The following is a 24,144-nucleotide window of genomic DNA, read 5'->3' on the forward strand; positions in this document are numbered from 1 at the left end:
TACGTCGAATAACGCAGATGGCGGCGCCGGAGCGGCGCCGCCATCTCTGATCCTACATCCTGTTGGCGACGACGACGGGGATCAGGAGATCGCCCCAATTGCCGTCTCCGCCATGGTGGCGGGCGGAGCGCACGAGTTCGACCGAGACCCCGGCCTCTACGGCCTTCATCACGGACTGATTCAGCCGGTGTAGGTCGTTTGCGAGCATGCGGATCGTAGCCTGCTGATCGGCGCTCATGCTGGAGGATTGTTCTTCCGCTCTTTCGCGGACACGTGCGATGGAAGCCATGGCCTTTTCTCCTTTGGTGTGGCTACTCGGCTGCGGGTTTGAACTGGGCATGTTCGGTCGATTCCTTCATTGCGGTCGTCGAGGACTTGCCGCCGGTGATGGCGAGCGAGACGGCATCGAAGTAGCCGGTCCCAACTTCGCGCTGGTGCTTGGTCGCTGTGTAGCCCTGTGCCTCGGCGGCGAACTCGGCCTGCTGCAATTGCGAATAGGCGGCCATCTGCCGGTCCTTGTAGCCGCGCGCCAGTTCGTACATGCCGAAGTTCAGCTGGTGGAAACCAGCGAGCGTGATGAACTGGAATTTGTAGCCCATCGCGCCGAGTTCCCGCTGGAACTTGGCGATCGTCGCGTCATCGAGGTTTTTCTTCCAGTTGAACGACGGTGAGCAGTTGTAGGCAAGCAGCTTGCCGGGATGGACCTTGTGCACGCCCTCGGCAAAGCGCCGCGCCTGCTCCAGATCCGGCTTGGAGGTTTCGCACCAGATGAGATCGCAATGCGGCGCATAGGCAACGGCACGGGCAATGCAGGGCTCGAGGCCATTGCGCACCTGATAGAAGCCTTCGACCGTGCGCCCGGCATCGTAGTCGACGAAGGGCCGATCGCGCTCGTCGATGTCCGAGGTCAGAAGCTTTGCCGCTTCCGCATCCGTACGGGCGATGACGAGCGTGGGAACCCCCATGACGTCTGCGGCAAGCCGCGCCGCGTTCAGATTGCGGATGTGGGCCGCGGTCGGAATCAGCACCTTGCCGCCGAGATGCCCGCACTTCTTTTCCGATGCCAACTGGTCCTCGAAGTGGACACCGGCAGCGCCAGCTTCGATATAGGCCTTCATGATCTCGAAGGCATTGAGCGGTCCGCCAAAGCCGGCTTCGGCATCGGCAACGATCGGCGCAAACCATGTTTCGACGGAAAGTCCCCGATCCTCCGATGTCTCGATCTGGTCGGCGCGCTGAAGCGTGCGGTTGATCCGCTTGGCGAGTTCTGGTCCGGCATTGGCGGGATAAAGCGACTGGTCGGGATACATCGCCGAAGCTGTGTTCGCATCGGCCGCGACCTGCCAGCCGGACAGGTAGATCGCCTTCAGTCCGGCACGGACCATCTGCATTGCCTGATTGCCGGAAAGCGCTCCGAGCGCATTGACGAAATCATCGTGATGCAGCAGTTGCCACAGCCGGTTCGCCCCCATCTCGGCAAGCGAATAACGAAGTTCGACGGAGCCCCGCAATCTCTTCACGTCCTCGGGCGAATAGGGCCGCTCGATACCGTCAAAACGGCCTGCCGGAGCATTGCGGATAAGCTTGTCAAATTCTGTCACGATTTCCTCCTTCGCGATAATCATGGCCTCATCAGCTATGTGACATAATTTACAAAAACACTCGAGATGCCAGGAAAAGCTTGATTTCTAGGAAGGAAATGAGGTTAGGTTGCGAGAGCATTTACAACGTTATCTTGTAAATTTGTGAAAGTTTGTAAATTCGTTTCGATACGGGAGGTGTCGAATGGTCGAGCGGAAGATATTTGCTGGTCCGAAAGTTCGCCGGATTCGCAACGGCCTGGCGGTCACGCAGACGGCGATGGCCGAGGCATTGGGAATTTCGCCATCCTACCTCAATCTGATCGAGCGCAATCAGCGGCCATTGACGGTGCAGCTCCTCTTGAAGCTGGCGTCGGTTTACAAGGTCGACCTTGAGGAGCTGCAGAGTGAGCCTGGAAACAATCTTGCGCAATTGCGCGAGGTTTTTGCCGATCCCTTGCTTTCGGGCGAACTGCCCGGAGACCAGGAACTCATCGAAGTCGCAGAAGCCGCGCCCAATGCGGCAAGCGGTGTCGTGAAACTCTATCGCGCCTATCGCGAGCAGGCTATGCGGCTTTCCGATTTTGCGGTCCTGATGGCGGGAGAGGGGCAGGCGCCGGCCGCTGGCACGCGGCTGCCGGCAGATGAAGTGCGCGACGTGCTGGAGCGCCGTTCTGCCTATTTCGGCGCGCTTGAAGAGGCTGCGGAGGCTTTCTTCGTCACTCTGCCAGCGGGTGAGCGCGCGCAGGTTCTAAAGGACTGGCTGCAGAAGGAGCGTGGCATCGGCGTCCGCATCCTGCCGGTGCACGTTATGCCCGGTTTGCGTCGCCGCTTCGACCGGCATTCCATGCGGCTTTTTATTTCGGAGCGCCTTGCGGCTTCCGATCAGCTCCAGGAAATCGCCGTCGAGGTCTCAACGCTCGCGCTTCGCGACGCCATTGCGCGAGAACTGGAAACACTCAGCCTCTCGACGCAGGAGGCGAGGCGCATTGTCCGCTTCGAGCTCGCGCGTTATGCAGCACTTGCGCTGATGATGCCTTACGATGCGTTCCTTTCCGCAGCAAAAGCATCGCGTTATGACATCGATATTCTTTGCGCGCGCTTCGGCTGTTCGTTCGGCCAGGCTGCGACACGGCTGACGATGCTGCAGCGGCCAGCGAATGCCGGCGTTCCGTTTTTTGTCATGGAGGCCGATGCCGCAGGCCATCGGCTGCGGCGGGGAGGAGCGGCAGGTTTTCCTCACGCGCGCTTCGGCGGCGGCTGTCCGAAGCTCAACATCCACGCCGCCTTTCTCCAGCCGGGCCAAGTTCTGGCCGAGGCTGCCGAGATGCCGGATGGCTCCGCGTATCTTACCATAGCGCGGACGCTTGAAGGGCCGCATGCGCCCTTTGGCGAACGGGTCCGGCGTACAGCACTTCTGCTCGGCTGCGATATCGCGCTCAAAGACAGCACTGCCTATGGCCAGGCCCTCTCTGCGACCCTGCATCCGGTTGCAATCGGGCCTGCCTGTCGCCTCTGCGAAAGGAAGGGCTGTCTTGCGCGCGCCGAACCGCCTGTCACTCGCCCGCTTGGGTTAGATGAGATGGTAGCAGGGCTCAGTGCCTTCGATTTCCAGTGACCGGTGAAATCATTGAGAGTGCAGGATTTTGCGCTTGTCGCCTCACAAAATCCTTTCTAGTCTACCCGAAAATCCAGAGGGAAACGGTGTCCGGGGTGATGCCTGCAAACGCTTATAATAAGAACGGACAGGAGATAATATGAGGTCAAGAATCGCAAGACTTGCGGCCACGGCCGTCGTTGCCGTTTTCGCTGCAGCGCCGGGCTTTGCGCAGGAGCGTGTCGTCAACGTCTATAACTGGTCGGATTATATCGACAGTTCCATCCTCGAGGATTTCACCAAGGAAACCGGCATCAAGGTCGTCTACGACACCTTCGATTCCAATGAGACGCTTGAAACCAAGCTTCTTGCAGGCGGGACCGGCTACGACGTCGTCGTTCCGACCGTTTCCTTCATGCAGCGCCAGATTGCTGCGGGCGTTTATCAGAAGCTCGACAAGTCGAAGTTGCCGAACCTGAAGAACATGTGGGACGTGGTGATGCAGGGCGTCGCCACCTTCGATCCGGGCAACGAGTACAGCGTCGACTACATGTGGGGCACGACCGGCATCGGCTATAACATGGACAAGGTGAAGGCCGCGCTCGGCACTGACGAAAAGCCGAACTGGGATGCGCTTTTCGATCCGGCCAAGGCCGCTAAGCTCAAGGATTGCGGCATCTATATGCTGGACTCGCCGACGGACGTCATTCCGTCCGTTCTTGCCTATCTCGGCCTCGATCCGAACAGCAAGAAGCCGGAAGAGCTGGAGAAGGCACAGGATGTCCTGCTCGCCGTCCGTCCCTTCGTGCGCAAGTTCCACTCCTCCGAATATATCAGCGCGCTCGCCAATGGCGATATCTGCATTGCGCTCGGCTATTCGGGCGACGTGTTCCAGGCGCGCGATCGCGCGACCGAGGCAAAGGCTGGCGTGAATGTCGACTATTCCGTTCCTGCCCAAGGCGCGCAGATCTTCTTCGACGTCTTCGGCATCCCGAAGGATGCGCCGCATGTCGAAGAGGCGCATGAATTCATCAATTACATGATGAGGCCGGAAGTTGCCGCCAAGGCATCGAATTTTGTATTCTATGCCAACGGTAACAAGGCGTCGCAGCCGCTGCTGGACAAGGCGGTGATTGATGATACGGCGATCTATCCGACGCCGGAGGTCATGGCTAAGCTCTTTACGGTGCCGCCGCTCGATCCGAAGACGCAGCGTCTCGTGACACGAATCTGGACCAAGGTCGTTACCGGCCAGTAGTCGAGACTCCGGCCCGGACGGAAACGCCCGGGCCTTTTCTTGACGACTGCCGGCCGTGGGGAGGGCCGGTTCTCAAATCATGTCTCGGGGAACAAAATGAAGTCACTTGGCAATATTCGCCGCACCTTCGCGCCTTGGGCCGATCCGGCTTCCAAGCCGTTTATCTCCTTCAAGAACGTGACGAAGAAGTTCGGCGACTTTGCCGCCGTGAATGACCTGTCGCTGAATATCTACCATCGCGAATTCTTTGCATTGCTCGGCGCATCGGGCTGCGGCAAGTCGACATTGTTGCGCATGCTTGCGGGCTTCGAGCAGCCGACCTCCGGCGAAGTGGTCCTCGACGGCACGAACCTGGCAGGTACTCCGCCCCACAGGCGGCCGGTCAACATGATGTTCCAGTCCTATGCGCTCTTCCCCCACATGACGGTCGAGAAGAACATCGCTTTCGGCCTTCGCCAGGACGGGATGCCGAAGGACGAGATTATCGAGCGCGTTATGCAGATGCTGAAGATGGTGAAGCTGGAGCAGTTTGCCTCCCGAAAGCCGAACCAGCTTTCCGGCGGTCAGCGTCAGCGCGTGGCGCTCGCCCGCTCGCTTGCCAAGCGCCCCAAAGTATTGCTGCTCGACGAACCGCTTGGTGCACTCGACAAGAAGCTGCGCGAGGAAACGCAGTTCGAGCTCATGGACCTGCAGCAGAATCTCGGCCTCACCTTCGTCGTCGTGACCCACGACCAGGAAGAGGCGATGACGATGGCGGATCGCATCGCCGTCATGAGCCACGGCAAGGTCATCCAAGTGGCGACGCCGGCGGAAATCTACGAGGCCCCGAACTCGCGTTTCGTTGCGGATTTCATCGGCGATGTGAACATCTTCGACGGCCAGGTTGCTTCCGCCGGGGCCGGCACGGTCGAGATTGCGGTCGACAGCGGCCTCACCATCAAAGTCGCGACATCCGATAAGCCTGCGAAGGGCAGCAATGCCGGCTTTGCGATCCGCCCTGAAAAACTGAAGGTGCTTCGTCATCCGCCGCCGAACTCTTCGGTTAATGCGGCCTCCGGCGAGCTTTGGGATATCGGCTATCTCGGCGATATGACGGTTTTCCATGTCAAGCTGAAGAGCGGAAAGGTCGTGAAGGCTTCCTCGCTCAATGCGCAGCGTGCGGTCGATGATCCTTTCACATACGATCAGGAAGTCTGGATCTCCTTCGCCGAAGATGCCGGCGTGCTGCTGAGGGATTGACCATGGGCAAGCTCGGTTCCGCGATCTACAGCCGCCTCGTGATCATCGTTCCCTATGCTTGGTTGCTCATCTTTTTCCTCGCGCCGTTCTTCATCGTCTTCCGCATCTCGATGTCGGCAACGGCGATCGCGATGCCGCCCTATACGCCCGTCTTTTCGCTCGGCGATGGCTGGACCGGCTTCTGGGACAAGGTATCGACCTTCTCTTTCGAAAATTACAGTTACCTCATCGACGATCCGCTGTATTTCAACGCCTATGTCTCGAGCGTCGTTATCGCCGCGATCTCGACATTCCTGACGCTACTCATCGCTTATCCGATCGCCTATGGCATGGCGCAGGCCCCTCGCAGCATCCGTCCGACACTGCTCATGCTCGTCATCCTGCCGTTCTGGACGAGCTTTCTGATCCGCGTCTACGCCTGGATCGCGATCCTGAAGCCGGAAGGCTTGCTCAATCAGGTGCTGCTGGCCACCGGGATCATCGACAGTCCCCTCATCATCCTGAACACCAACATCGCGGTCTATATCGGCATCGTCTACTCCTACCTGCCGTTCATGGTTCTGCCGCTCTATTCATCGCTGGAAAAGATGGACGGGACGCTGATCGAGGCGGCGCTGGATCTCGGCTGCACGCCGATCACGGCCTTTTGGCGTGTGACGTTCCCGCTTTCGCTCCCGGGCGTTATCGCCGGCTGCATGCTGGTTTTCATCCCGGCCGTCGGCGAATTCGTCATCCCCGACCTGCTCGGCGGATCGCAGACGCTGATGATCGGCAAGACGCTCTGGAGCGAGTTCAATTCGAACCGCGATTGGCCGGTCTCCTCCGCAGTCGCGACGATCCTGCTGTTGATCCTGGTGATCCCGATCGTCTTTTTCCAGAACGCGCAAGCCAAAGCCGACGAGCAGGGAAGGTAAGCCATGCTGCAATGGACCCGCTTCAATATCGTCTCGGTCACGCTCGGCTTCGCCTTCCTCTATCTGCCGATCGTCCTGCTCGTAATCTTCTCGTTCAACGAATCGAAGCTGGTCACCGTCTGGGGCGGCTTCTCGACGAAATGGTACGCACAGCTGCTGTACAATCAGGCTTTGCTCGACGCTGCTTGGGTGACGGTGCGCGTGGGCTTGCTCTCCGCCACGTTGGCTACCATCCTCGGCACGCTCGCAGCGCTCACGCTCGTGCGCTACACGCGGTTTCGCGGCCGCATGCTTTTCTCCGGGATGGTCTATGCCCCGCTCGTCATGCCCGAGGTGATCACCGGCCTTTCGTTGCTGCTGCTCTTTGTGGCGATCGGATTTGACCGCGGCTTCTGGACGATCACGCTGGCGCATACGACGCTGACGATGTGTTTTGTCGCGGTTGTCGTGCAGTCGCGTCTGGTGAGCTTCGATCATTCGATCGAAGAAGCGGCGCAGGACCTCGGCGCTCCGCCGGTCCGGACCTTCTTCGAGGTGACGCTGCCGATCATTGCGCCTGCCGTCTTTTCGGGCTGGATCCTGGCATTCACCTTGTCGCTCGACGACCTCGTGATTGCGAGCTTCACGTCAGGCCCGGGCGCCACGACCCTGCCGATGCGAATCTATAGCCAGGTGCGCCTCGGCGTGACCCCGGAAATCAATGCGGTCTGCACGATTTTGATCGGTATCGTGACGGTTGGGGTCATCTGTGCCTCGATCGTCTCCAAGCGCCGCGAGATACAGCGGGAACGCGATGAGCGTGCGGCAGCCAACGCGCCTTGAAAATCACTGGACGCCGGGTGGCTGCTGATTGATCAGCGGAACCGGCGAAATCACCGGGTTCGGCCAAGAGCCGCCGACGAAGAACGGCAGAACCGGCAACACTGCCTTCTTGGCGTCATCCGTCGCCTGCAGCGATCCGGAAAGGGCCAGTCCTTTGGATTCGTACGGGATGATGCCTGAAAGGGTCAGCGTCTCGTCTGCACCTTGAACGCTGACGCCGCGAAGCTCAGCCGAGCCATCCGCGAGAGTGGCAGCCACATCGATCCGATTGAATTCGAACGCGCGGCCCGAAACGGCGCTCAGCGGGAAAAATTTCTGTTGAGCGGCCTGGCTTCGGATGGCTTCGATGTCAAGGCCGGCGATCGAGCCCGCATTGCCGTGGAATGCCAGCTGTCCGCTCACGTCGGCAGCACCTGCCGTCCAGATCGGCTTGTTGGTTTTCAGCGAAATGTCGAGCGATCCATTCGCGAGCGGTAATGGGCCCTTCAACTGCAGCCGTTCGATCAGCCCAGCAAAATCGGCACCGCGGATCGAGACCTGCAGCTTGCCGCCGCCGTCGAAGTTCCCGCGCGTTGCCTCCAGATGCGCCGTCATCTCTCCGCCTTCGAACTGGCTGTCGCCGATATCGAATTTGGCTTCGTTGCTGGAAACGATGATGCTTGCCCCGACATCAGAGAGCTGGAAGGGCGGAAGCTGCATTTCCTTGGCGGAGAGCCTGAGGTCGACATCAAGCTTCTGCAGCAGACCGCCATCTTCCGGCGCGCCCGCTTCGCCGGCGGCCAGGCGCAGAGTAAAGGCGTCGAAGAAGGGCTTGAGGTTCATACGGTCGAAGGCCAGCGTGCCGCCAAGTCTTGCCCGCGCGTTTGTGCCAATGGAGATGTCCATGACGCCGGTTGCATTCGCATCGTTGAGCCCAAGCGCGACTTCGTTGAAGCGCAGGCCGTTGGCGGCCGAAAATATGTCGCTCTCGATCGAAAACGATCTCAGCGTCTCAACGTCCGGAATGGATTTGCCGGACCAGGCCAAAAGCGCCGGCAGGTCGGGAATATTGACCGACATGTTGCCGGATAGTCCGACAAGACCTGAGATGCCGCCGATACCGGTGAATTCTGCCGTCACGAGCCTGGAGGTGAGTGCGGTTTTGATCTGAGCAACCTTGCCGCCGAAGATCAGCAGCGGGCTACCGGACGAGAAGTCGAGCTTCAAATCTTGCCCGCTCGTTCTCGCAATCAGCACCGCCGTCATCGGGCTTGAAAGCCGCGGCCAGGTGATATCGGCAGTCACGCCTTCGAAATGATAGGTCTTTCCGCTTGCAAGATCGGCGACATTGAGCGTGCCGTCTTCGACGGTGATCGCACCGATCGTCGCATCAAGCCTTTGATCGAGGACTTCGGCTCCACCTTCCTGGCGCGCGCTGGTGATCGCCTTCGCAAGCTGCCCGGCATAGGTCCAGTCGATCAGCCCCTGTTGGTCGCGCGTGAGGGAAAGATTGGGGCGCAGCAGGTGGAATTCATGAAAGCGGGCGCTGCCGCGGATGGCGTCGAGGAGGCTGAAATCGGCCGAAAGGCTCTCGATCGTGCCGAGCAGCTTGTTGCCGCGGCTCTCGGGCTGGCGGATGGTGATCTGGTTCAGCGTAATGCGCGGTGTCGGCCAGAATTCGAGAACCGGCGTGCCCTTGATTTCGGCCTGATAGCCGGTCCATTTCGACAATACGTCCTCGATGCCGGAGCGCACCAGTGCGCTCGAAACGAGGTAAGGGGCGGCAACACGAAGCGCCACGAAAATGATGGCGACGAAAAGGATCAGGCTGGTTGCAATTCGAGCGAAACCCGGCAGCCAGCGGGAAACGGGTATCATCTTGCGTCGCCATTTTGGTTGTCTTGACGTACCCATAAGCTCCGCCAGTATTTTCAGCTGCTTATCCGTTAGCTATCGATTTCGCCGGATATATGAAACGAAAGATATATGCAAATCTCGGTGAGCCTGCGTCCGAAAGCGATGCACACTTTATAATGCGGTGCAGCATGGTATATAGCGGATAATAGGGGAGGAGATTAAATGAGTGACACCGTGCCGCTTTGGGTGCCTTCGAAAGAGTCGATTGAGGCAAGCCCGATGCATGCCTTCGCGCAGCGCTGCAACGCCGAGTTTGGTCAAGAGTTCGAGACCTATCTGGACCTTCATGCCTGGTCGATCGATGAGCCCGAAAAGTTCTGGACCTCGGTTTGGGCGTTTTGCGGTGTGAAGGGGGAGCAGGGCGCACGCGCGCTCGCCGACGGTGATCTCATGCTCAAGGCTCGTTTCTTTCCTGATGCGAAGCTGAACTTCGCCGAGAACCTGCTCTCGAGCGAAGGGCCGGCTGACGCGATCGTCTTCCGCGGCGAGGACAAGGTGGAATATCGCTGGTCGTGGGACCGGCTGCATGCTCTCGTATCCCAGCTGCAGCAAGCCTACCGCGCGCTCGGCATTGGCGAGGGGGATCGCATCGCCGCGATGATGCCCAACATGCCGGAGACGGTCGCCTGCATGCTGGCCGCCGCCTCGATCGGTGCCATATGGTCGTCCTGTTCACCGGATTTCGGCGAACAGGGCGTGCTCGACCGCTTCGGCCAGATCGGCCCCAAGCTCTTCATTGCCTGCGACGCCTATTGGTATGGCGGCAAGCTGCAGGATGTGAAGGCGAAGGTGGCTTCGGTCGCAAGGAGCCTCGGTGCGCCGGTCGTGATTGTCCACTATGCCGGCGATGCCGCAGCGGTTGCGAGCGAGACCCCGAAGGCCAAGACGCTGGAAGAATTCATCAAACCTTACCAGCCAAAAGCCGTCGAGTTCGTGAGGCTTCCCTTCGCGCATCCGCTTTATATTCTCTTCTCCTCCGGCACCACCGGCGTGCCGAAATGCATCGTTCATTCCGCTGGCGGCACGCTATTGCAGCATCTGAAGGAGCATGTGCTGCATTGCGGCCTGAAGCGTGGCGAGAGGCTCTTCTATTTCACCACATGCGGCTGGATGATGTGGAACTGGCTTGTGAGCGGCCTTGCGGTGGGTGTCACGCTTTGCCTGTTCGACGGCTCGCCCTTCGCGCCGGACGGCAATGTGCTCTTCGACTATGCGCAGGCTGAAGACTTCGCGGTCTTCGGCACTTCCGCGAAATATATCGACGCGGTGCGTAAGGGCGGACTGACGCCGCGCACCACCCATGATCTTTCGAGCCTGCGTCTCATGACATCCACGGGATCGCCGCTTTCGCCCGAAGGCTTCACTTTCGTCTATGAAGGCATCAAGGAAGACATCCAGCTAGCCTCCATCTCGGGCGGCACGGATATCGTCTCGTGCTTCGTGCTGGGCAATCCGCTGCAGCCGGTCTGGCGCGGCGAAATCCAGGGGGCGGGCCTCGGCCTTGCCGTCGACGTATGGGACGATGAAGGCAAGCCTGTGCGCCAGCAGAAGGGCGAACTGGTCTGCACCAAGGCCTTCCCGTCGATGCCGGTCGGCTTCTGGAACGATCCGGACGGCGCGAAATACAAAGCGGCCTATTTCGAGCGCTTCGAAAATATCTGGTGCCATGGCGATTTCGCCGAATGGACGGAGCATGGCGGCCTTGTCATTCATGGCCGCTCCGACGCGACGCTCAACCCCGGCGGTGTGCGCATCGGCACCGCCGAGATCTACAATCAGGTCGAGCAGATGGAAGAGGTGGCCGAAGCGCTCTGCATCGGCCAGGATTGGGAAGACGACGTCCGGGTGGTGCTTTTCGTTCGCCTCGCGCCGGGCGCCGCATTGACGGACGACCTCGTCAAGGCCATCAAGACCCGCATCCGCACCGGGGCCTCGCCGCGCCATGTGCCGGCGAAGATCATCGCGGTCCGCGATATTCCGCGCACCAAATCCGGCAAGATCGTCGAGCTTGCGGTGCGCGAGGTCGTGCATGGGCGGCCGGTGAAAAACAAGGAGGCGCTCGCCAATCCCGAGGCGCTCGACCTTTTCGTCGGGCTCGAGGAATTGCGCGTCTGATTTCAATCAAATGCACCGCAAACTATAGGTTATCGTTTGATAGTTTCCGTCGCCTGGAAACCTTTCGTTAAGAAAGGTTGGTCAAAGGTAAAAGAAGTTGGGGCTGCGCATGAACGAAGCAGCTTGCCTGCGGGCTCCCGAAACATGATGTTGATCGACTAAGCTCTTGTTGAACAGCACCAAATTCCAGGCAGCCATTCGTGGCTGCCTTTTTTTGATTCAGCCTGCCAGCACGCGCTGTGACGGGAAGGTGACCTCAACCAGCGTGCCCTCGTTCGGGGCCGAATTGATCGAGAAGATTGCCCGGTTTGCATCCACCATCGCCTTGGTCAGCGGCAAGCCGAGACCCGTACCGTCGCCGCGGTGGCGCGACTGGGCGGAAACCTGCCGGAACGGCTTCATCGCTTGGTCGAGTTCGCTGCGCGTCATGCCGATGCCGGTATCGCGCACACGCAGCACGACGCTGCCATTCGCTTCATATGACGTTGAAACCACGATCTGACCGCCTGACGGCGTGAAGCGGATGGCGTTGGAAAGGATGTTGAGGGCGATCTGCTTGACGGAGCGGAGATCGGCAACGACATTCGGCACCGACTGCGACAGCGCCGTGCGGATTATGACGCGTTGTCCGTTTGCCTGCGGCTGGACCAGAGCCACGGCCTCCGAAATCGCCTCGTTGAGGCCGACGGATACGAAATCGAGATCCATCTCGCCCGCTTCGATCTTCGAGATATCGAGCAGATCGTTGACAATATCGAGAACATGGCGGCCCGAGCGGCCGATGTCGTTCGCATATTCGATGTAGCGCGGATGGCCGATCGGTCCGAAGCGCTCGCTCGCCATCATGTCCGAGAAGCCGATGATGGCGTTGAGCGGCGTGCGGATTTCATGGCTGATGCGCGCCAGGAAATCCGTTTTGTGGGCATTCGCCGTTTCGGCAGCGCCCTTCGCATTGCGAAGCTCGTCCTCGGTGCGCTTCCACTGGGTGATGTCGCGGATGACGGCGCAATAGCCGCTCGAGGAGGTGAGCCGGCCCATGGTCATGAACAGCGGAACAAAGCCGCCAGATGACTCGCGGCCGATCACCTCACGCCCGTCGTTCAGAACGCTTGCGACGCCATGGCCAGAAAGGCCGTTCAGATAGTCGAGCACCGCCTTCTGGCTCTCATGCGCAAAGAGCATCACGAAGGGTTTGCCGCGGGTCTCTTCCTCATCATAGTTGAAAAGCGCGCTTGCCGAGCGGTTCATCGATCGGATGTCGCCTTCTGCGCCGATGACGACCACGCCGTCCGTCGCCGTTTCCAGGATGGAGCGAAGTTCTTCCACCTCGACCTGCAGCTTGGCGACCTTTTCGACCATGCGGTCGGAACGGATGTCCGGACGGGTTTCTTCGTTCTGAGCCGGCGCGACGTCGCTTCCCAAGACAGGCATCAGCGCCAGCATGAGCGCGCTGGATTCTTCCCAGCGGATCGATTGCAGGCGGGCGGTGACCGGTACGAGCGAGTCGTCGGCCGTCACGAGCACCATTGCGCCCGGGCGTCCCGCTTTTTCATCCAAGTCGCGGCGTTGAAGCAGCGCGTCAATCCCACCCACATCGCTGAGATCCTCAAGCGAAGCATAGCCGGTCAGACGCATGAATTCGGGATTGGCGTGGATCAGCGCATCGCCGGCATGGACGAGCACGGCAACCGGCAACTGGTCGACGGTGTTGGCCGATAGCCCGTCCGTCATCTTCACCCGCGGCGGGATGGCACTGTGCAGCACTTCGATCGGGCTGAAGGTTTCGTGCAGGCCCTCGGTGGCGTCGTCCTCACTCGGCTCGGGCGTTTCGACGTGCTCTTCCGCTCGCTCCGCTGCATCGGCCGGTTCTTCGGCGGCCGTGCTCGCGCTCTCGAAGATTGCCTCGTTCGGCTCGCCTTCGGATGCAGCTCCTGCCGGCTCTGTGGTAGCCGGGCTCTCTGCAGCATCGGGCTCGGCGGGAGCCGGCTCATCGTCGCGAACGCCGAAAGCCTCCAGGCGTTTGGCGATCTCGCGGAAGTTTGCCTGCTCGGCCGCGCTCAGCGTCGGGCCTGCACCATGGAGTTGAACGATCTTGTCCGTCAGCCGGCGGCTCGGCGTTTCCACCACGCGCAGGACTGGCGGCTCTTCGCGAGGCACGGTTTCGGAGGCTGCCTCGGGCTCAGGTGCGGCTTCCGGCACTTCCGGCTGGGGCTGCACGTCGGATGCCTCCGGAGCAGCCTCTTCCGGCGGCTGTTCGAGGCTGGCCGTGTCGCGGCCGAAGGCATCGGCGCCGAGCGTCAGACCGAGCGCCAGCGGATCCTCGGTGGCATCGGAAAGCCGGACAACGCCGAAGCCGCGGAAGCCGTCGAACTCCCGGCTGCGCGTATAGGTCGGCAGCGCGGCGAGATCGACGGGAACGGTCAGGCTCGTCCCCTCGATCGGCCAATGGATCGTCTTGCCTGACCATGTGTCCCGGCGCTCGAGTGCTTCGGCGATCTTGCCTTCGGGATCGAGGTTGAAGAGTGCCGCAATGTCGGTAAAGGCAACGCCGATGATATTGGCTGCGTGTGGACCAACGGCGTCGGCGAATTCACCCGACACTTCGCTGAAGTGGCCGTCGGCGTCGATCTTCCACACAAAGCGCGTCGCGCGGCTGTTTGGCTTGAACGCAAAGCCGTTTGCTGTCGGCGGGGCGGCGACCTTGTCTTGGCCGTCATCTTCGGTTTCGTGCCCCGGATTGCTACCGGCAGGTTCGATCTCGCGCCGCACCTCGGCATCGGCAGGCTCTGTGCCGGTCTCCGCGTCTACCGTATCGTCCCCGGCCGGCTCAGCGCGGTCGGTAAGCGGCATCTCGGGTTCGGACAGGATAAGCTCTTCGGGTTCTTCGTGGTCGATGAGCGGCTCATCTGCGGCTTCCGCTACGGGCTTGGTTTCCTCGCCGTCGACAATTTCCAGCCCTTCTTCGACGTCCTCGATATGCGCAACTGCATTGAGCGCGTCGTCGAATTTCGCGCCCTTCGGCTCGTCGATATGGTTAACGGCGGCTGTGGATAATGGCTCTTCCGGCGCTGCCGCGTCGATCGGGTCGAGATTGCCAAGCACGGTTTCGACGGCAAAGAGAAGATTGAGCGCCGGTTCGTCGCTGAGCTTGCCGACGGCAGCTGGCAGGTAACCCTTGCCGGTTGCGACCGGCCGCTTGACGAGCCGGTCGGGATGGGCGCCTGCAAGGTTCGTCAGCGTCTTGGCGGTCTGCTGGGTGATGCCGAGCGACGCAAAGCCGGGCGAGGACGCAATGACGTCGCCTTCCGTGCCGATCACGGCCATATGCGTATCGGGATCGTCGAGCCCCTGTAGCATTCTCGCTGCGGTTTCTGCGGCAGGAAGCGGTTGTGAAGAAACAGGAACCGAGAACAAAATGCCGCGCTCGCCGGACGAAAGCCCGATCATTTCGGCCGTTGCTTGGGCCGGAGCCCGCTGGAAGCCTTTGGCGATCCGGATCACTAGGCTTCTGGTGTCGCCGATCGCGGCGAGCTGGCGAGCGGTCGTCTCGATCTGGCGGAAGGTGATGTCGCTGCGATTCACGCCCTGATCGAGAAGATCATAGACGGCGGTCTGGCTGAAGAGTTCCGCGCCGGCGCCATTGGCCCAGAGCAGGCGGGAAAGGTCGGCCGAGAAAAGCACCATTGCTTCGCCACGCGAAAAGCGTTCCCGCACCCGTTGATGCACGGCAATGTCGATGAACGGGTATTGGACTGCGGGCATGTCGGAACCTTGTCCCTTTCGGCCTCTTGAAAAATTAACAGTCTATTAATAACGACGCGCCGGAAATGGGTCCAGCGTGGGGGTCGGGTTTCGGGTGGAAAGGTTAATTCGTTGTGCGACGCACAATTATGTTGCAATGCACAATGGAATGCCTTATATAAGATATATCCAAACTATGCAGGCGTTATCCGCCTGAACCCAAGGAGCTTAATTCGATGGCTAACATAAAGATCGACGACGTTTTTTCAATGTCCTCCTTCGACCCGTCCAAGTTCGCCGAATCCTTCCGCGACTTCGCGGAAAAAGGCGCCCAGCAGTCGCGTGAGGCCTATGCAAAGATGAAGGCCGCCGGCGAAGATGCCGGCAAGACCCTCGAAGCCACGGTTCAGACCGCGCAGGCCGGCACGGTCGAAATCGGCCTGAAGGCGATCGACGCACTCCGCACGAACGCTGAAAATTCCCTCTCGCACATGGAAGCTCTGCTCGGTGTGAAGTCGATTGCAGAACTCGTCGAACTTCAGACCGCTTTCCTGCGCAAGCAGGCGGAACTGACCGTCGAGCAAGCGAAGTCGATGCAGGAAACCTCCAAGCAGGTTGCCGAGAAGCTCGCAAAGCCCAGCAAGGAAGCCGCCGAAAAGGTCATGGCCTCCTTTAAGGCTGCCTGATCCCATACGGGTGCAATCAAACAAAAGGCTGGACCGTATGTCCGGCCTTTTTGTACATTGAGGGGAGATAGGACTTGAATTAATTTCCAAGTCCTCGTATGTGACCCCCGTCGCGCCGGGCGCGATTTGTGCGGTTGTAGCTCAGTTGGTTAGAGCGCAGGTTTGTGGCACCTGAGGTCGGTGGTTCGAGACCACCCAACCGTACCATTCCTCTCAAAAAACCGAAACTCGGCAGATCCACTTCGGCCGTCCGGCTTGTTATCTGCTGAACTATTGCCCTCTGGCACCGGCTCCCTATTTAGCCACCGCAGCGCAGGTAAACTTTGTGTTATATTGCGTTGCAAAATGTGAGCCGGAATGTCATTTTGTGCCGGGGGTTACATCAGAGTGCTTTTAGAAGGAGACTTTAATGTCCATTTCTCTCAAGAATCTGGATGAATCCAAAGCGATGGTGGTTTCCGCGATGAACGTTGCCGCCGAGGTCAGGAAAGCGCGTGAGGCCGTTGGGTACAGCGTAGATGATCTGGCGGTCACCTGTGGCCTCGTCACCAATGAAATCATCGAAATCGAAAATGGGGAAAATGCAGATCCTGCAAAATTGCGGCGCATTGCTGCCGCCTTGCAGGTTCCGCCGTCCGATTTCGTTCCTCTGTAAGGCTACACTGTGAACGAACTAAAAAGCCGGTCAAATTTTGACCGGCTTTTTTTCGGCTTTGCGCCATGCCGTCCGAAATGATGGAACCTGCCCATCCTCCCGCCGTTTTACAGGTGACGGGAGAAAATGAGAATGTCAAAAACGCTTCTTTACGGTGCAACCAAGGTCGAGGAGACGGACGGCGCTCAGGCGCCGGTCGCAAGTCTCGAAGAGTTCCGGTGGAAGAGCCGGGTTCTGGTCATTTTCGCCGACAGGGACAATAGTCGCGCTGCGCGCCAGGAAAACCAGCTGCTTGCCGATCGCACCGGCTTGGGCGAGCGCGACATGGTCGTTTTCAAGATTTCCGGCAGCACGGTCAAGCCGATCTTCGGCGCAGGCGGCAATCTGAATGAAGCGGCGCTTCGAAAGGAGCTTGGGGCTCCCGAGACTGGTGAATTCGGAGCCGCCCTTGTCGGCAAGGATGGGACGGTGAAGCTCAAGGTGAGCGAGCCGGTGAGCAACGGCGAACTCTTTGCCATCATCGACAGCATGCCGATGCGTGCGGCCGAAGCCCTCAAACCCGACAAGTGAGCAAATCGAAGACGGAAGGAGCAGGATGTCCGTTCCCAACGAACCTATCCCCGATCAGCCGCCGATGCCCGGGCCTGGCTGGAAACCGGAGCCGCCCGTCAAGGAGCCGGATCCCGATCGCCTGCCGGATGAGACGCCCAATCCCAATCCGGACGAAAACGACGAGCCTCCAAAGCAGGCCGGCGGTTAGAGAAATATCTGCCGTTCCGCACCGACCAGTTCCTGAAGAAAGTCGGCGACGGTGCGTACGCGCACCAGATCGCGGGCGCTCTCGTGATAGGTCGTCCAGTAGGCACGCCGGATCGAGACATCGGGCAGTATACGAACCAGTTCGTCATACTGCCGGGCGATGTAGTCGTGCAAGATTCCGATACCGGCGCCGGAACGCACCGCTTCGGTCTGACCGGTCGCCGAGGAGATCTCAAAGCCAGCGCTCCAGTTGCGCATGACCTCGCCGGTGAAATTCAGCGATTGAGAGAAAAGCAGGTCCTCGACATAACCGATGCGGCGATGCTGCTTGAGCGCCTCGTTGTTGTCGGGTAGGCCGTTTTGTTCGGCGTAACCGCGCGAGGCGTAGAGCCCCAGCGTATAGTCGGTCAGCTTCGAAGATACGAGCCGACCCTGTTCGGGCCGTTCCAGCGTGATGGCGATGTCCGCCTCGCGTTGCGAGAGTGAAAAGGAGCGCGGCACTGGCACCAACTGGATTTTCAGCTCCGGATGACGCTCGATCAGCCGTCCGATACGCGGGGCCAAAAAGGAAACGCCGAAGCCGTCCGGCGCCCCGACGCGGACCGTGCCAGCGATAGCCGTGTCTGTGCGGCCGAGGTTGGCCTGCGCGGCGAGCATTTCCGTCTCCATCCGCTCTGCCGAGGCGAGGAACACTTCGCCTTCGGCAGTCAGTTCGCAGCCATTGGTGCGGCGAGTGAAGAGGCGAGTCTTTAGTGCCTCCTCGAGCGACGTCACGCGCCGCGAGAGGGTGGCGTGGTTAAGCCCCAGCCGCTTGGAGGCGGCAAGGATCTGCCCCGTTCTCGCTACGGCGAGGAAGATGCGGACGTCGTCCCAGTTCATGTCCTTAAGTCCTTGCCTAGGTCCCGAACCTCCGTCGCCAAGTGATCGCCGGTCTTTGCGCGCAGAATGACGGGATCGACATCAATGAGTGACAGCGACCTGACCATGCGGGCGGTTGACGTCTTGTACTTGAGGAAATGCGCCGTCTGGAGATGCGCTTCGTAGTCCTCCTGGCTGGCATAGACTTCGAAGATGCAGATTTTTTCCGGACGATCCTTGATCGAGACCGCGTATAGGGTCAGCACGCCTCGTTCGGACGTGATCGACGCCTCGATTTCTTCAGCCAGGAGCGCACGATAGGCATGGAGCTCCGCAGGGTCTATCTCCAGTTCCGCCATTCTCACGACACGTTTGCCGCTCATCGATGGACGACCTCCTCTTGCGTTCGGCCTCTTGCGCGCGCGGCTGTCCAGGGTTGCGCCTTGGAGAAGGCCCGCTGGAGGAGTGCACGCACGTTAGGGCTTCGATTTTTGCACAACGGTTGCTTATCGCATTGCATTGATTTGTGCAAATTGAAGTGCGATGATGCGCTATCAACGGAAATCAAGAGGAGGCACATCCATGCGTGAGATCGGTCATTTTATTGGCGGCAAGCATGTTGGGGGCAAAAGCGGCCGCAGCAGCAACGTCTACAACCCGGCAACCGGTGAGGTTCAGGCGACGGTGGCGCTCGCAAGCGTCGAGGAAATCCGTGCCGCGGTCGAAAACGCCAAGGCGGCGCAGCCAAAGTGGGCCGCAACCAATCCGCAGCGCCGCGCCCGCGTCTTCTTCAAGTTCGTGGAACTCTTGAACAAGCATATGGACGAGCTTGCCGAGCTGCTCTCCAGGGAGCACGGCAAGACCGTTGAAGACTCCAAGGGCGATATCGTCCGCGGTCTTGAAGTCTGCGAGTTCGTCTGCGGTATCCCGCATCTGCAAAAGGGCGAATTCACCGAAGGCGCAGGTCCGGCGATCGACATGTATTCCCTGCGCCAGGCCGTTGGCATTGGCGCTGGCATCACGCCATTCAACTTCCCAGCCATGATCCCGATGTGGATGTTTGCGCCGGCAATCGCCTGCGGCAACGCCTTCATCCTCAAGCCCTCCGAGCGCGACCCGTCCGTTCCTCTGCGTCTGGCCGAACTGATGATCGAAGCCGGACTTCCGGCCGGCATCCTGAACGTCGTCAACGGCGACAAGGCCGCCGTCGATGCGATCCTGACGGACCCGGATATCGGCGCCGTCACCTTCGTCGGTTCCACGCCGATCGCCCGTTACGTCTATGGCACCGCCGCCATGAACGGCAAGCGTGCCCAGTGCTTCGGCGGCGCGAAGAACCACATGATCATCATGCCGGATGCCGACTTGGACCAGGCCGTCAACGCGCTGATGGGCGCAGGCTACGGTTCGGCTGGCGAACGCTGCATGGCGATCTCGGTTGCGGTTCCCGTCGGTGAGGAAACCGCAAACCGCCTCGTCGAGAAGCTGACCCCGAAGATCGAGTCGCTTCGCATCGGCCCTTATACCGATGAGAAGGCCGACATGGGACCGCTCGTCACCAAGGAAGCCTATGCCCGCGTCAATAGCCTGATCGATCGCGGCGTCGAGCAGGGCGCGAAACTCGTCGTCGACGGCCGTGGCTTCAAGCTGCAGGGTTATGAAGACGGCTATTTCGTCGGCGGTTCGCTCTTCGATCACGTCACGCCTGACATGGATATCTACAAGACCGAAATCTTCGGACCTGTGCTTTCAGTCGTTCGCGCCAAGAACTACGAAGAGGCCCTCGATCTGCCGATGAAGCACGAATATGGCAACGGCGTCGCCATCTATACCCGCGACGGCGATGCCGCCCGCGACTTCGCCTCGCGCATCAATATTGGCATGATCGGCATCAACGTCCCGATCCCGGTTCCGCTCGCCTACCACTCCTTCGGCGGCTGGAAGGCCTCCAGCTTCGGCGACCTCAACCAGCACGGTACGGACTCGATCAAGTTCTGGACCAAGACCAAGACCGTCACCGCCCGCTGGCCGTCAGGCATCAAGGACGGCGCTGAATTCGTCATGCCGACGATGAAGTAGTATCGAAAAGCAAGTGAATACCGATTGGGGGCCGCGGCCCCCAATTTTGCGATTTTAAGTTGTTAAATTTGCATACGCGCTTCTCAACATGAGGAAGAGTGGCTAGTTTTCGCCCAGCCGATCGCAGGTCCGTCGACCTCATGAGAAGGTCCGGTATGGACCCGGCCGCGATCGTGCGCTTTTTCGATATGATCGAGACGAAGCTCGGCGACCACTCCGAAACCAGCATGCTCTCCACCCATCCCGGTACGCCAGAGAGGAAAGAGGCCATCCTGAAATACGCCGGAAACGCCGACTGAAATGGCGCGGCCGTGGCTGGCGGTGCAAACGTGAATGTAAATTTCATATTTTGGAATTGTTCAAAACTACGAAAGCCACTATATAGCATCCATCCGGGTATCCAGCCCACGCGATTCAGGAGAACGGCATGCGATTGACGAAGCAGACCAACTATGCGGTTCGCATGTTGATGTATTGCGCTGCCAATGAAGGACATCTGAGCCGGATTCCCGAAATTGCCAAGGCATACGGGGTTTCTGAACTCTTTCTATTCAAGATTCTGCAGCCGCTGAATAAGGCGGGCCTGGTCGAAACCGTCCGGGGCCGCAACGGTGGCGTCCGGCTCGGCAAACCGGCGAAGGAGATCAGCCTCTTCGACGTCGTCAAAGTGACCGAAGACAGCTTTGCGATGGCCGAGTGCTTCGAAGACGGCGCGGTCGAATGCCCGCTGGTCGACAGCTGCGGTCTGAACACGGCGCTGCGCAAGGCGCTCAACGCCTTCTTCGACGTGCTGGCCGAATATTCGATCGACGATCTCGTGAGGGCGCGCCCGCAGATCAACTTCCTTCTCGGCCTGACTGGCGAAGGTTACCGCAAACCCGCCATCAGCGCTCCGGCTGCCTGACGCCTGACACGTAATAGTCGAATATGCTCATTGACCGCAGCTGCAGCATGCAGCTGCGGTTTTTGCGTTTAGCTCCTCCAGATTGAATGCCGAGAGGCAATTTCGCGTATCCAAAAAGCGCGAAATTATACCAAAAGCGACAAAAACTCAGCTTCTTACGTCCGATTATTTCCAAATGAGGCCGATTTTTGACGGAAAATTTCTAAAGTTGTCCAACTGGAAAAATTTTCTGCGGATACCGTTGCTTTCAGCAAATAAATATCGTTCCATCGGCCCGCTGATCGGGAATATTTGTGCTCGATCTCCAAAGATCAAAAAAGAACAAACCTGGGAAACAAAATTATGAAAAAGCTCTCCGTCCTGCTGGCAGCGACGGCCCTGGCTTCGGTCATGGCGACGTCGGCCTGGTCAAAAACCCTTGTCTATTGCTCTGAAGGTTCGCCGGAAGGCTTCGATCCGGGCCTCTACACCGCAGGCACGACCTTCGACGCGACCTCGCGCACGGTCTACAACCGCCTCGTCGAATTCAAGCACGGCAGCACCGAGATCGAGCCGGGTCTTGCTGAAAGCTGGACCGTTTCCGACGACGGCACGGTCTATACCTTCAAGCTGCGGTCGGGCGTCAAGTTCCAGACGACCGAGTTCTTCACGCCGACGCGCGATCTCAACGCCGACGACGTCATCTTCTCCTTCGAGCGCCAGCTGAAGGCCGACAATCCGTGGAACAAGTATGTCGAAGGCGGTTCTTACGAATACGCCGCCGGCATGGGCTTCCCGGAGCTCATCAAGTCGATCGAGAAGGTCGACGACCTGACGGTCAAGTTCACCCTGGCGCATCCTGAAGCGCCCTTCATGGCCGACCTCGCCATGGACTTTGCTTCGATCCTGTCGAAGGAATATGCCGACAAGCTCGCGGCTGACGGCAAGATGAACCAGATGAACCAGATGCCGCTCGGCACCGGTCCGTTCACCTTCGTCGCCTACCAGCCGGATGCCGTCATCCGCTACAAGGCCAACGAGAGCTACTTCAAGGGCAAGGAAAAGATTGACGATCTCGTTTTCGCGATCACCTCCGACGCTGCCGTCCGCGCGCAGAAGCTGAAGGCCGGCGAATGCCACATCATGCCGTACCCGAATGCTGCCGACGTAGCCGAATTGAAGAAGGACGAGAACCTGACCGTTATGGAACAGGCCGGCCTCAACGTTTCCTACGTTGCCTACAACACGCTGATCCCGCCGTTCGACAAGGTTGAAGTCCGCAAGGCTCTCAACATGGCGATCAACAAGCAGGCGATTATCGATGCCGTCTTCCAGGGCGCTGCAGCGATTGCCAAGAACCCGATCCCGCCGACGATGTGGTCGTATAACGATGCCGTCGAAGACGACAAATATGATCCGGATGCGGCAAAGAAGATGCTTGCCGATGCCGGCGTCAAGGATCTCAAGATGAAGCTCTGGGCGATGCCCGTCTCGCGTCCGTACATGCTGAATGCTCGCCGCGCAGCTGAACTGATGCAGGCCGACCTCGCAAAAATCGGCGTCGAAGTCGAGATCGTGACCCATGAATGGGCCGAGTACCTGAAGCTCTCCTCCGCCAAGGACCGTGACGGTGCCGTCATCCTCGGCTGGACCGGCGACAATGGCGATCCGGACAACTTCATGGACACGCTCCTCGGCTGCGACGCTGTCGGCGGCAACAACCGCGCGCAATGGTGCAACAAGGAATTCGACGACCTGATGACCAAGGCCAAGACGACGGCAGATGTTGCCGAGCGCACCAAGGCCTACGAGCAGGCTCAGCTGATCTTCAAGAAGGAAGCTCCCTGGGCAACGCTCGACCATTCGCTCGTCTTCATTCCGGTCAGCAAGAAGGTTTCCGGCTTCGTCCAGGATCCGCTCGGCTACCACCGCTTCGACGGCGTCGACATTTCCGAATAACAAGAATTATGCAAGAATGCCCGGCTAACGCCGGGCTGGCCGGCGGTCAGGCTCCCTGACCGCCGGAAACTATTGGAACATCTGCCATGTTGCGATTTCTCATCGGGCGCCTCGCGGTCCTGATCCCAACATTCCTCGGCGTCACGCTCATTGCCTTCTCGTTCATCCGCATGCTTCCCGGCGATCCCGTCATGCTTCTGTCGGGTGAACGCGTGATGGCGCCTGAGCGTCACGCCCAGATCATGCACGATCTCGGTTTCGACCGGCCCATGTACATTCAGTACTTCGATTACCTCGGCAAGGTGCTGCAGGGCGACTTTGGAACGTCGATCGTCACGAAGCGCCCGGTTCTCGGTGATTTTGGCGCGCTCTTCCCGGCAACGCTCGAGCTCTCGCTTTGTGCCATTCTTCTCGCGGTCTGTCTTGGCGTGCCCGCCGGCGTGTTTGCCGCCGTCAAGCGAGGCACGTGGTTCGACCAAAGTGTGATGGGGGTCGCCCTTGTCGGCTATTCGATGCCGATCTTCTGGTGGGGCCTGCTGCTCATCATCTTTTTCTCCGGCTATCTCGGCTGGACGCCCGTTTCGGGCCGCATCTCGCTCATGTATTTCTTCAAGCCGGTCACCGGCTTCATGCTGATCGACAGCCTGCTGTCGGGGCAGGCGGGCGCCTTCCGCTCCGCCGTCAGCTATCTCATTCTGCCGACGATCGTGCTTGCTACCATTCCGCTTGCCGTCATCGCGCGCCAGACGCGCTCGGCGATGCTCGAAGTGCTTGGCGAAGACTATGTGCGTACTGCCCGCTCCAAGGGTTTGAAGCCACTTCGGGTCGTTGGCGTGCATGCGCTGCGCAATGCCATGATACCGGTTGTGACGACCATCGGTCTGCAAATCGGCGTCCTGCTCGCGGGCGCGATCCTGACCGAGACGATCTTTTCCTGGCCCGGCATCGGCAAGTGGATGGTCGATTCGGTGTTCAAGCGGGACTATGCGGTCGTCCAGGGTGGTCTTCTGCTGATCGCCGGCATCATCATGCTGGTCAATCTGATCGTCGACATCACCTACGGCTTCATCAACCCACGTATTCGGCACTAGGAGCGGTCCCGT

The 24,144-nt window shown here is 59.7% G+C and carries 20 protein-coding genes, 1 tRNA gene and 1 pseudogene; 16 read left to right on the forward strand and 6 right to left on the reverse strand.

Going from position 1 to position 24,144, the window contains the following annotated elements; all coding sequences use genetic code 11:
• Positions 1–52 precede the first annotated feature (52 nt).
• Together ISN39_RS02030 and aceA are read right to left on the reverse strand one after the other, a co-directional pair.
• Positions 53–289: a hypothetical protein gene (locus tag ISN39_RS02030; RefSeq protein ID WP_022717214.1), complete on the reverse strand. Its 237-nt coding sequence runs from the start codon at positions 287–289 to the stop codon at positions 53–55.
• A gap of 22 nt (positions 290–311) precedes the next feature.
• Positions 312–1,601 carry an isocitrate lyase gene (aceA, locus tag ISN39_RS02035; RefSeq protein ID WP_194729005.1) on the reverse strand — a complete coding sequence of 430 codons (1,290 nt, stop codon included), beginning with the start codon at positions 1,599–1,601 and terminating at the stop codon, positions 312–314.
• Positions 1,602–1,785: 184 nt separating this feature from the next.
• Between aceA and ISN39_RS02040 the strand changes: the two genes are divergently transcribed.
• The 5 genes from ISN39_RS02040 (at position 1,786) to ISN39_RS02060 (ending at position 7,410) form a co-directional block, all read left to right on the forward strand.
• Positions 1,786–3,198 carry a short-chain fatty acyl-CoA regulator family protein gene (locus ISN39_RS02040; protein WP_194729006.1) on the forward strand — a complete coding sequence of 471 codons (1,413 nt, stop codon included), beginning with the start codon at positions 1,786–1,788 and terminating at the stop codon, positions 3,196–3,198.
• 139 nt (positions 3,199–3,337) lie between these two features.
• On the forward strand, positions 3,338–4,435 hold the full coding sequence (locus ISN39_RS02045) for a polyamine ABC transporter substrate-binding protein (protein WP_194729007.1): 1,098 nt from the start codon (positions 3,338–3,340) through the stop codon (positions 4,433–4,435).
• A 96-nt stretch (positions 4,436–4,531) separates the two neighbouring features.
• Positions 4,532–5,674: an ABC transporter ATP-binding protein gene (locus ISN39_RS02050; RefSeq protein ID WP_194729008.1), complete on the forward strand. Its 1,143-nt coding sequence runs from the start codon at positions 4,532–4,534 to the stop codon at positions 5,672–5,674.
• 2 nt (positions 5,675–5,676) lie between these two features.
• Complete coding sequence (locus ISN39_RS02055; protein WP_194729009.1) at positions 5,677–6,588, forward strand: ABC transporter permease subunit; 912 nt, start codon at positions 5,677–5,679, stop codon at positions 6,586–6,588.
• 3 nt (positions 6,589–6,591) lie between these two features.
• A complete protein-coding gene (locus ISN39_RS02060; RefSeq protein WP_074066724.1) occupies positions 6,592–7,410 on the forward strand; it encodes an ABC transporter permease subunit in 819 nt (272 codons plus the stop codon).
• Positions 7,411–7,413: 3 nt separating this feature from the next.
• Here ISN39_RS02060 and ISN39_RS02065 read toward each other — a convergent pair whose 3' ends face one another.
• The gene (locus ISN39_RS02065) at positions 7,414–9,303 is read right to left on the reverse strand and encodes an AsmA family protein (protein ID WP_194729010.1); all 1,890 of its coding nucleotides are present in this window, start codon (positions 9,301–9,303) and stop codon (positions 7,414–7,416) included.
• Between the two features lie 165 nt (positions 9,304–9,468).
• On the opposite strand from ISN39_RS02065, the gene ISN39_RS02070 reads away from it, so the two are divergent.
• A complete protein-coding gene (locus ISN39_RS02070) occupies positions 9,469–11,421 on the forward strand; it encodes an acetoacetate--CoA ligase (protein WP_194729011.1) in 1,953 nt (650 codons plus the stop codon).
• 219 nt (positions 11,422–11,640) lie between these two features.
• Here the strand turns inward: ISN39_RS02070 and ISN39_RS02075 are convergent, their stop codons facing one another.
• Positions 11,641–15,183: an ATP-binding protein gene (locus tag ISN39_RS02075; protein ID WP_194729012.1), complete on the reverse strand. Its 3,543-nt coding sequence runs from the start codon at positions 15,181–15,183 to the stop codon at positions 11,641–11,643.
• A gap of 215 nt (positions 15,184–15,398) precedes the next feature.
• On the opposite strand from ISN39_RS02075, the gene ISN39_RS02080 reads away from it, so the two are divergent.
• The 5 genes from ISN39_RS02080 (at position 15,399) to ISN39_RS02100 (ending at position 17,263) form a co-directional block, all read left to right on the forward strand.
• A complete protein-coding gene (locus ISN39_RS02080; protein WP_039844018.1) occupies positions 15,399–15,848 on the forward strand; it encodes a phasin in 450 nt (149 codons plus the stop codon).
• A gap of 130 nt (positions 15,849–15,978) precedes the next feature.
• Positions 15,979–16,055 (forward strand) — tRNA-His (locus tag ISN39_RS02085).
• A gap of 202 nt (positions 16,056–16,257) precedes the next feature.
• The gene (locus ISN39_RS02090; protein WP_194729013.1) at positions 16,258–16,503 is read left to right on the forward strand and encodes a helix-turn-helix transcriptional regulator; all 246 of its coding nucleotides are present in this window, start codon (positions 16,258–16,260) and stop codon (positions 16,501–16,503) included.
• A 132-nt stretch (positions 16,504–16,635) separates the two neighbouring features.
• On the forward strand, positions 16,636–17,073 hold the full coding sequence (locus ISN39_RS02095; protein WP_194729014.1) for a DUF4174 domain-containing protein: 438 nt from the start codon (positions 16,636–16,638) through the stop codon (positions 17,071–17,073).
• 25 nt (positions 17,074–17,098) lie between these two features.
• Positions 17,099–17,263 carry a hypothetical protein gene (locus ISN39_RS02100; protein WP_194729015.1) on the forward strand — a complete coding sequence of 55 codons (165 nt, stop codon included), beginning with the start codon at positions 17,099–17,101 and terminating at the stop codon, positions 17,261–17,263.
• Here ISN39_RS02100 and ISN39_RS02105 read toward each other — a convergent pair.
• On the reverse strand, positions 17,260–18,141 hold the full coding sequence (locus tag ISN39_RS02105; protein WP_092583573.1) for a LysR family transcriptional regulator: 882 nt from the start codon (positions 18,139–18,141) through the stop codon (positions 17,260–17,262). The genes ISN39_RS02100 and ISN39_RS02105 overlap by 4 nt on opposite strands.
• Positions 18,138–18,503 carry an antibiotic biosynthesis monooxygenase family protein gene (locus tag ISN39_RS02110; RefSeq protein WP_194729016.1) on the reverse strand — a complete coding sequence of 122 codons (366 nt, stop codon included), beginning with the start codon at positions 18,501–18,503 and terminating at the stop codon, positions 18,138–18,140. The genes ISN39_RS02105 and ISN39_RS02110 overlap by 4 nt, the downstream gene beginning before the upstream one ends.
• Positions 18,504–18,702: 199 nt before the next feature.
• On the opposite strand from ISN39_RS02110, the gene ISN39_RS02115 reads away from it, so the two are divergent.
• The 5 genes and pseudogenes from ISN39_RS02115 (at position 18,703) to ISN39_RS02135 (ending at position 24,132) form a co-directional block, all read left to right on the forward strand.
• Positions 18,703–20,199, forward strand: coding sequence for a CoA-acylating methylmalonate-semialdehyde dehydrogenase (locus tag ISN39_RS02115; RefSeq protein ID WP_074066731.1), 1,497 nt, complete (start codon positions 18,703–18,705; stop codon positions 20,197–20,199).
• Between the two features lie 116 nt (positions 20,200–20,315).
• Positions 20,316–20,498 (forward strand): annotated as a pseudogene (locus ISN39_RS02120) (M48 family metalloprotease); the annotation flags it as partial.
• 128 nt (positions 20,499–20,626) lie between these two features.
• Positions 20,627–21,103 (forward strand): iron-responsive transcriptional regulator RirA, encoded by a 477-nt coding sequence (gene rirA, locus ISN39_RS02125; protein WP_074066732.1) that lies wholly within the window; start codon positions 20,627–20,629, stop codon positions 21,101–21,103.
• A 342-nt stretch (positions 21,104–21,445) separates the two neighbouring features.
• Complete coding sequence (locus ISN39_RS02130; protein WP_194729017.1) at positions 21,446–23,041, forward strand: ABC transporter substrate-binding protein; 1,596 nt, start codon at positions 21,446–21,448, stop codon at positions 23,039–23,041.
• Positions 23,042–23,127: 86 nt separating this feature from the next.
• Positions 23,128–24,132, forward strand: coding sequence for an ABC transporter permease subunit (locus ISN39_RS02135; RefSeq protein ID WP_039844025.1), 1,005 nt, complete (start codon positions 23,128–23,130; stop codon positions 24,130–24,132).
• The last annotated feature ends 12 nt before the right edge of the window (positions 24,133–24,144 follow it).

Source organism: Rhizobium sp. 007, from assembly GCF_015353075.1.
In the GTDB taxonomy this organism is placed as follows: Bacteria; Pseudomonadota; Alphaproteobacteria; order Rhizobiales; family Rhizobiaceae; genus Rhizobium.

Excerpts from the sequence above, each read along its gene's own strand:
- ISN39_RS02030 (WP_022717214.1), bottom strand. The coding sequence starts at position 289 with ATGGCTTCCATCGCACGTGTCCGCGAAAGAGCGGAAGAACAATCCTCC.
- ISN39_RS02040 (WP_194729006.1), top strand. The coding sequence starts at position 1,786 with ATGGTCGAGCGGAAGATATTTGCTGGTCCGAAAGTTCGCCGGATTCGC.
- ISN39_RS02045 (WP_194729007.1), top strand. The coding sequence starts at position 3,338 with ATGAGGTCAAGAATCGCAAGACTTGCGGCCACGGCCGTCGTTGCCGTT.
- ISN39_RS02050 (WP_194729008.1), top strand. The coding sequence starts at position 4,532 with ATGAAGTCACTTGGCAATATTCGCCGCACCTTCGCGCCTTGGGCCGAT.
- ISN39_RS02055 (WP_194729009.1), top strand. The coding sequence starts at position 5,677 with ATGGGCAAGCTCGGTTCCGCGATCTACAGCCGCCTCGTGATCATCGTT.
- ISN39_RS02060 (WP_074066724.1), top strand. The coding sequence starts at position 6,592 with ATGCTGCAATGGACCCGCTTCAATATCGTCTCGGTCACGCTCGGCTTC.
- ISN39_RS02065 (WP_194729010.1), bottom strand. The coding sequence starts at position 9,303 with ATGGGTACGTCAAGACAACCAAAATGGCGACGCAAGATGATACCCGTT.
- ISN39_RS02070 (WP_194729011.1), top strand. The coding sequence starts at position 9,469 with ATGAGTGACACCGTGCCGCTTTGGGTGCCTTCGAAAGAGTCGATTGAG.
- ISN39_RS02075 (WP_194729012.1), bottom strand. The coding sequence starts at position 15,183 with ATGCCCGCAGTCCAATACCCGTTCATCGACATTGCCGTGCATCAACGG.
- ISN39_RS02080 (WP_039844018.1), top strand. The coding sequence starts at position 15,399 with ATGGCTAACATAAAGATCGACGACGTTTTTTCAATGTCCTCCTTCGAC.
- ISN39_RS02090 (WP_194729013.1), top strand. The coding sequence starts at position 16,258 with ATGTCCATTTCTCTCAAGAATCTGGATGAATCCAAAGCGATGGTGGTT.
- ISN39_RS02095 (WP_194729014.1), top strand. The coding sequence starts at position 16,636 with ATGTCAAAAACGCTTCTTTACGGTGCAACCAAGGTCGAGGAGACGGAC.
- ISN39_RS02100 (WP_194729015.1), top strand. The coding sequence starts at position 17,099 with ATGTCCGTTCCCAACGAACCTATCCCCGATCAGCCGCCGATGCCCGGG.
- ISN39_RS02105 (WP_092583573.1), bottom strand. The coding sequence starts at position 18,141 with ATGAACTGGGACGACGTCCGCATCTTCCTCGCCGTAGCGAGAACGGGG.
- ISN39_RS02110 (WP_194729016.1), bottom strand. The coding sequence starts at position 18,503 with ATGAGCGGCAAACGTGTCGTGAGAATGGCGGAACTGGAGATAGACCCT.
- ISN39_RS02115 (WP_074066731.1), top strand. The coding sequence starts at position 18,703 with ATGCGTGAGATCGGTCATTTTATTGGCGGCAAGCATGTTGGGGGCAAA.
- rirA (WP_074066732.1), top strand. The coding sequence starts at position 20,627 with ATGCGATTGACGAAGCAGACCAACTATGCGGTTCGCATGTTGATGTAT.
- ISN39_RS02130 (WP_194729017.1), top strand. The coding sequence starts at position 21,446 with ATGAAAAAGCTCTCCGTCCTGCTGGCAGCGACGGCCCTGGCTTCGGTC.
- ISN39_RS02135 (WP_039844025.1), top strand. The coding sequence starts at position 23,128 with ATGTTGCGATTTCTCATCGGGCGCCTCGCGGTCCTGATCCCAACATTC.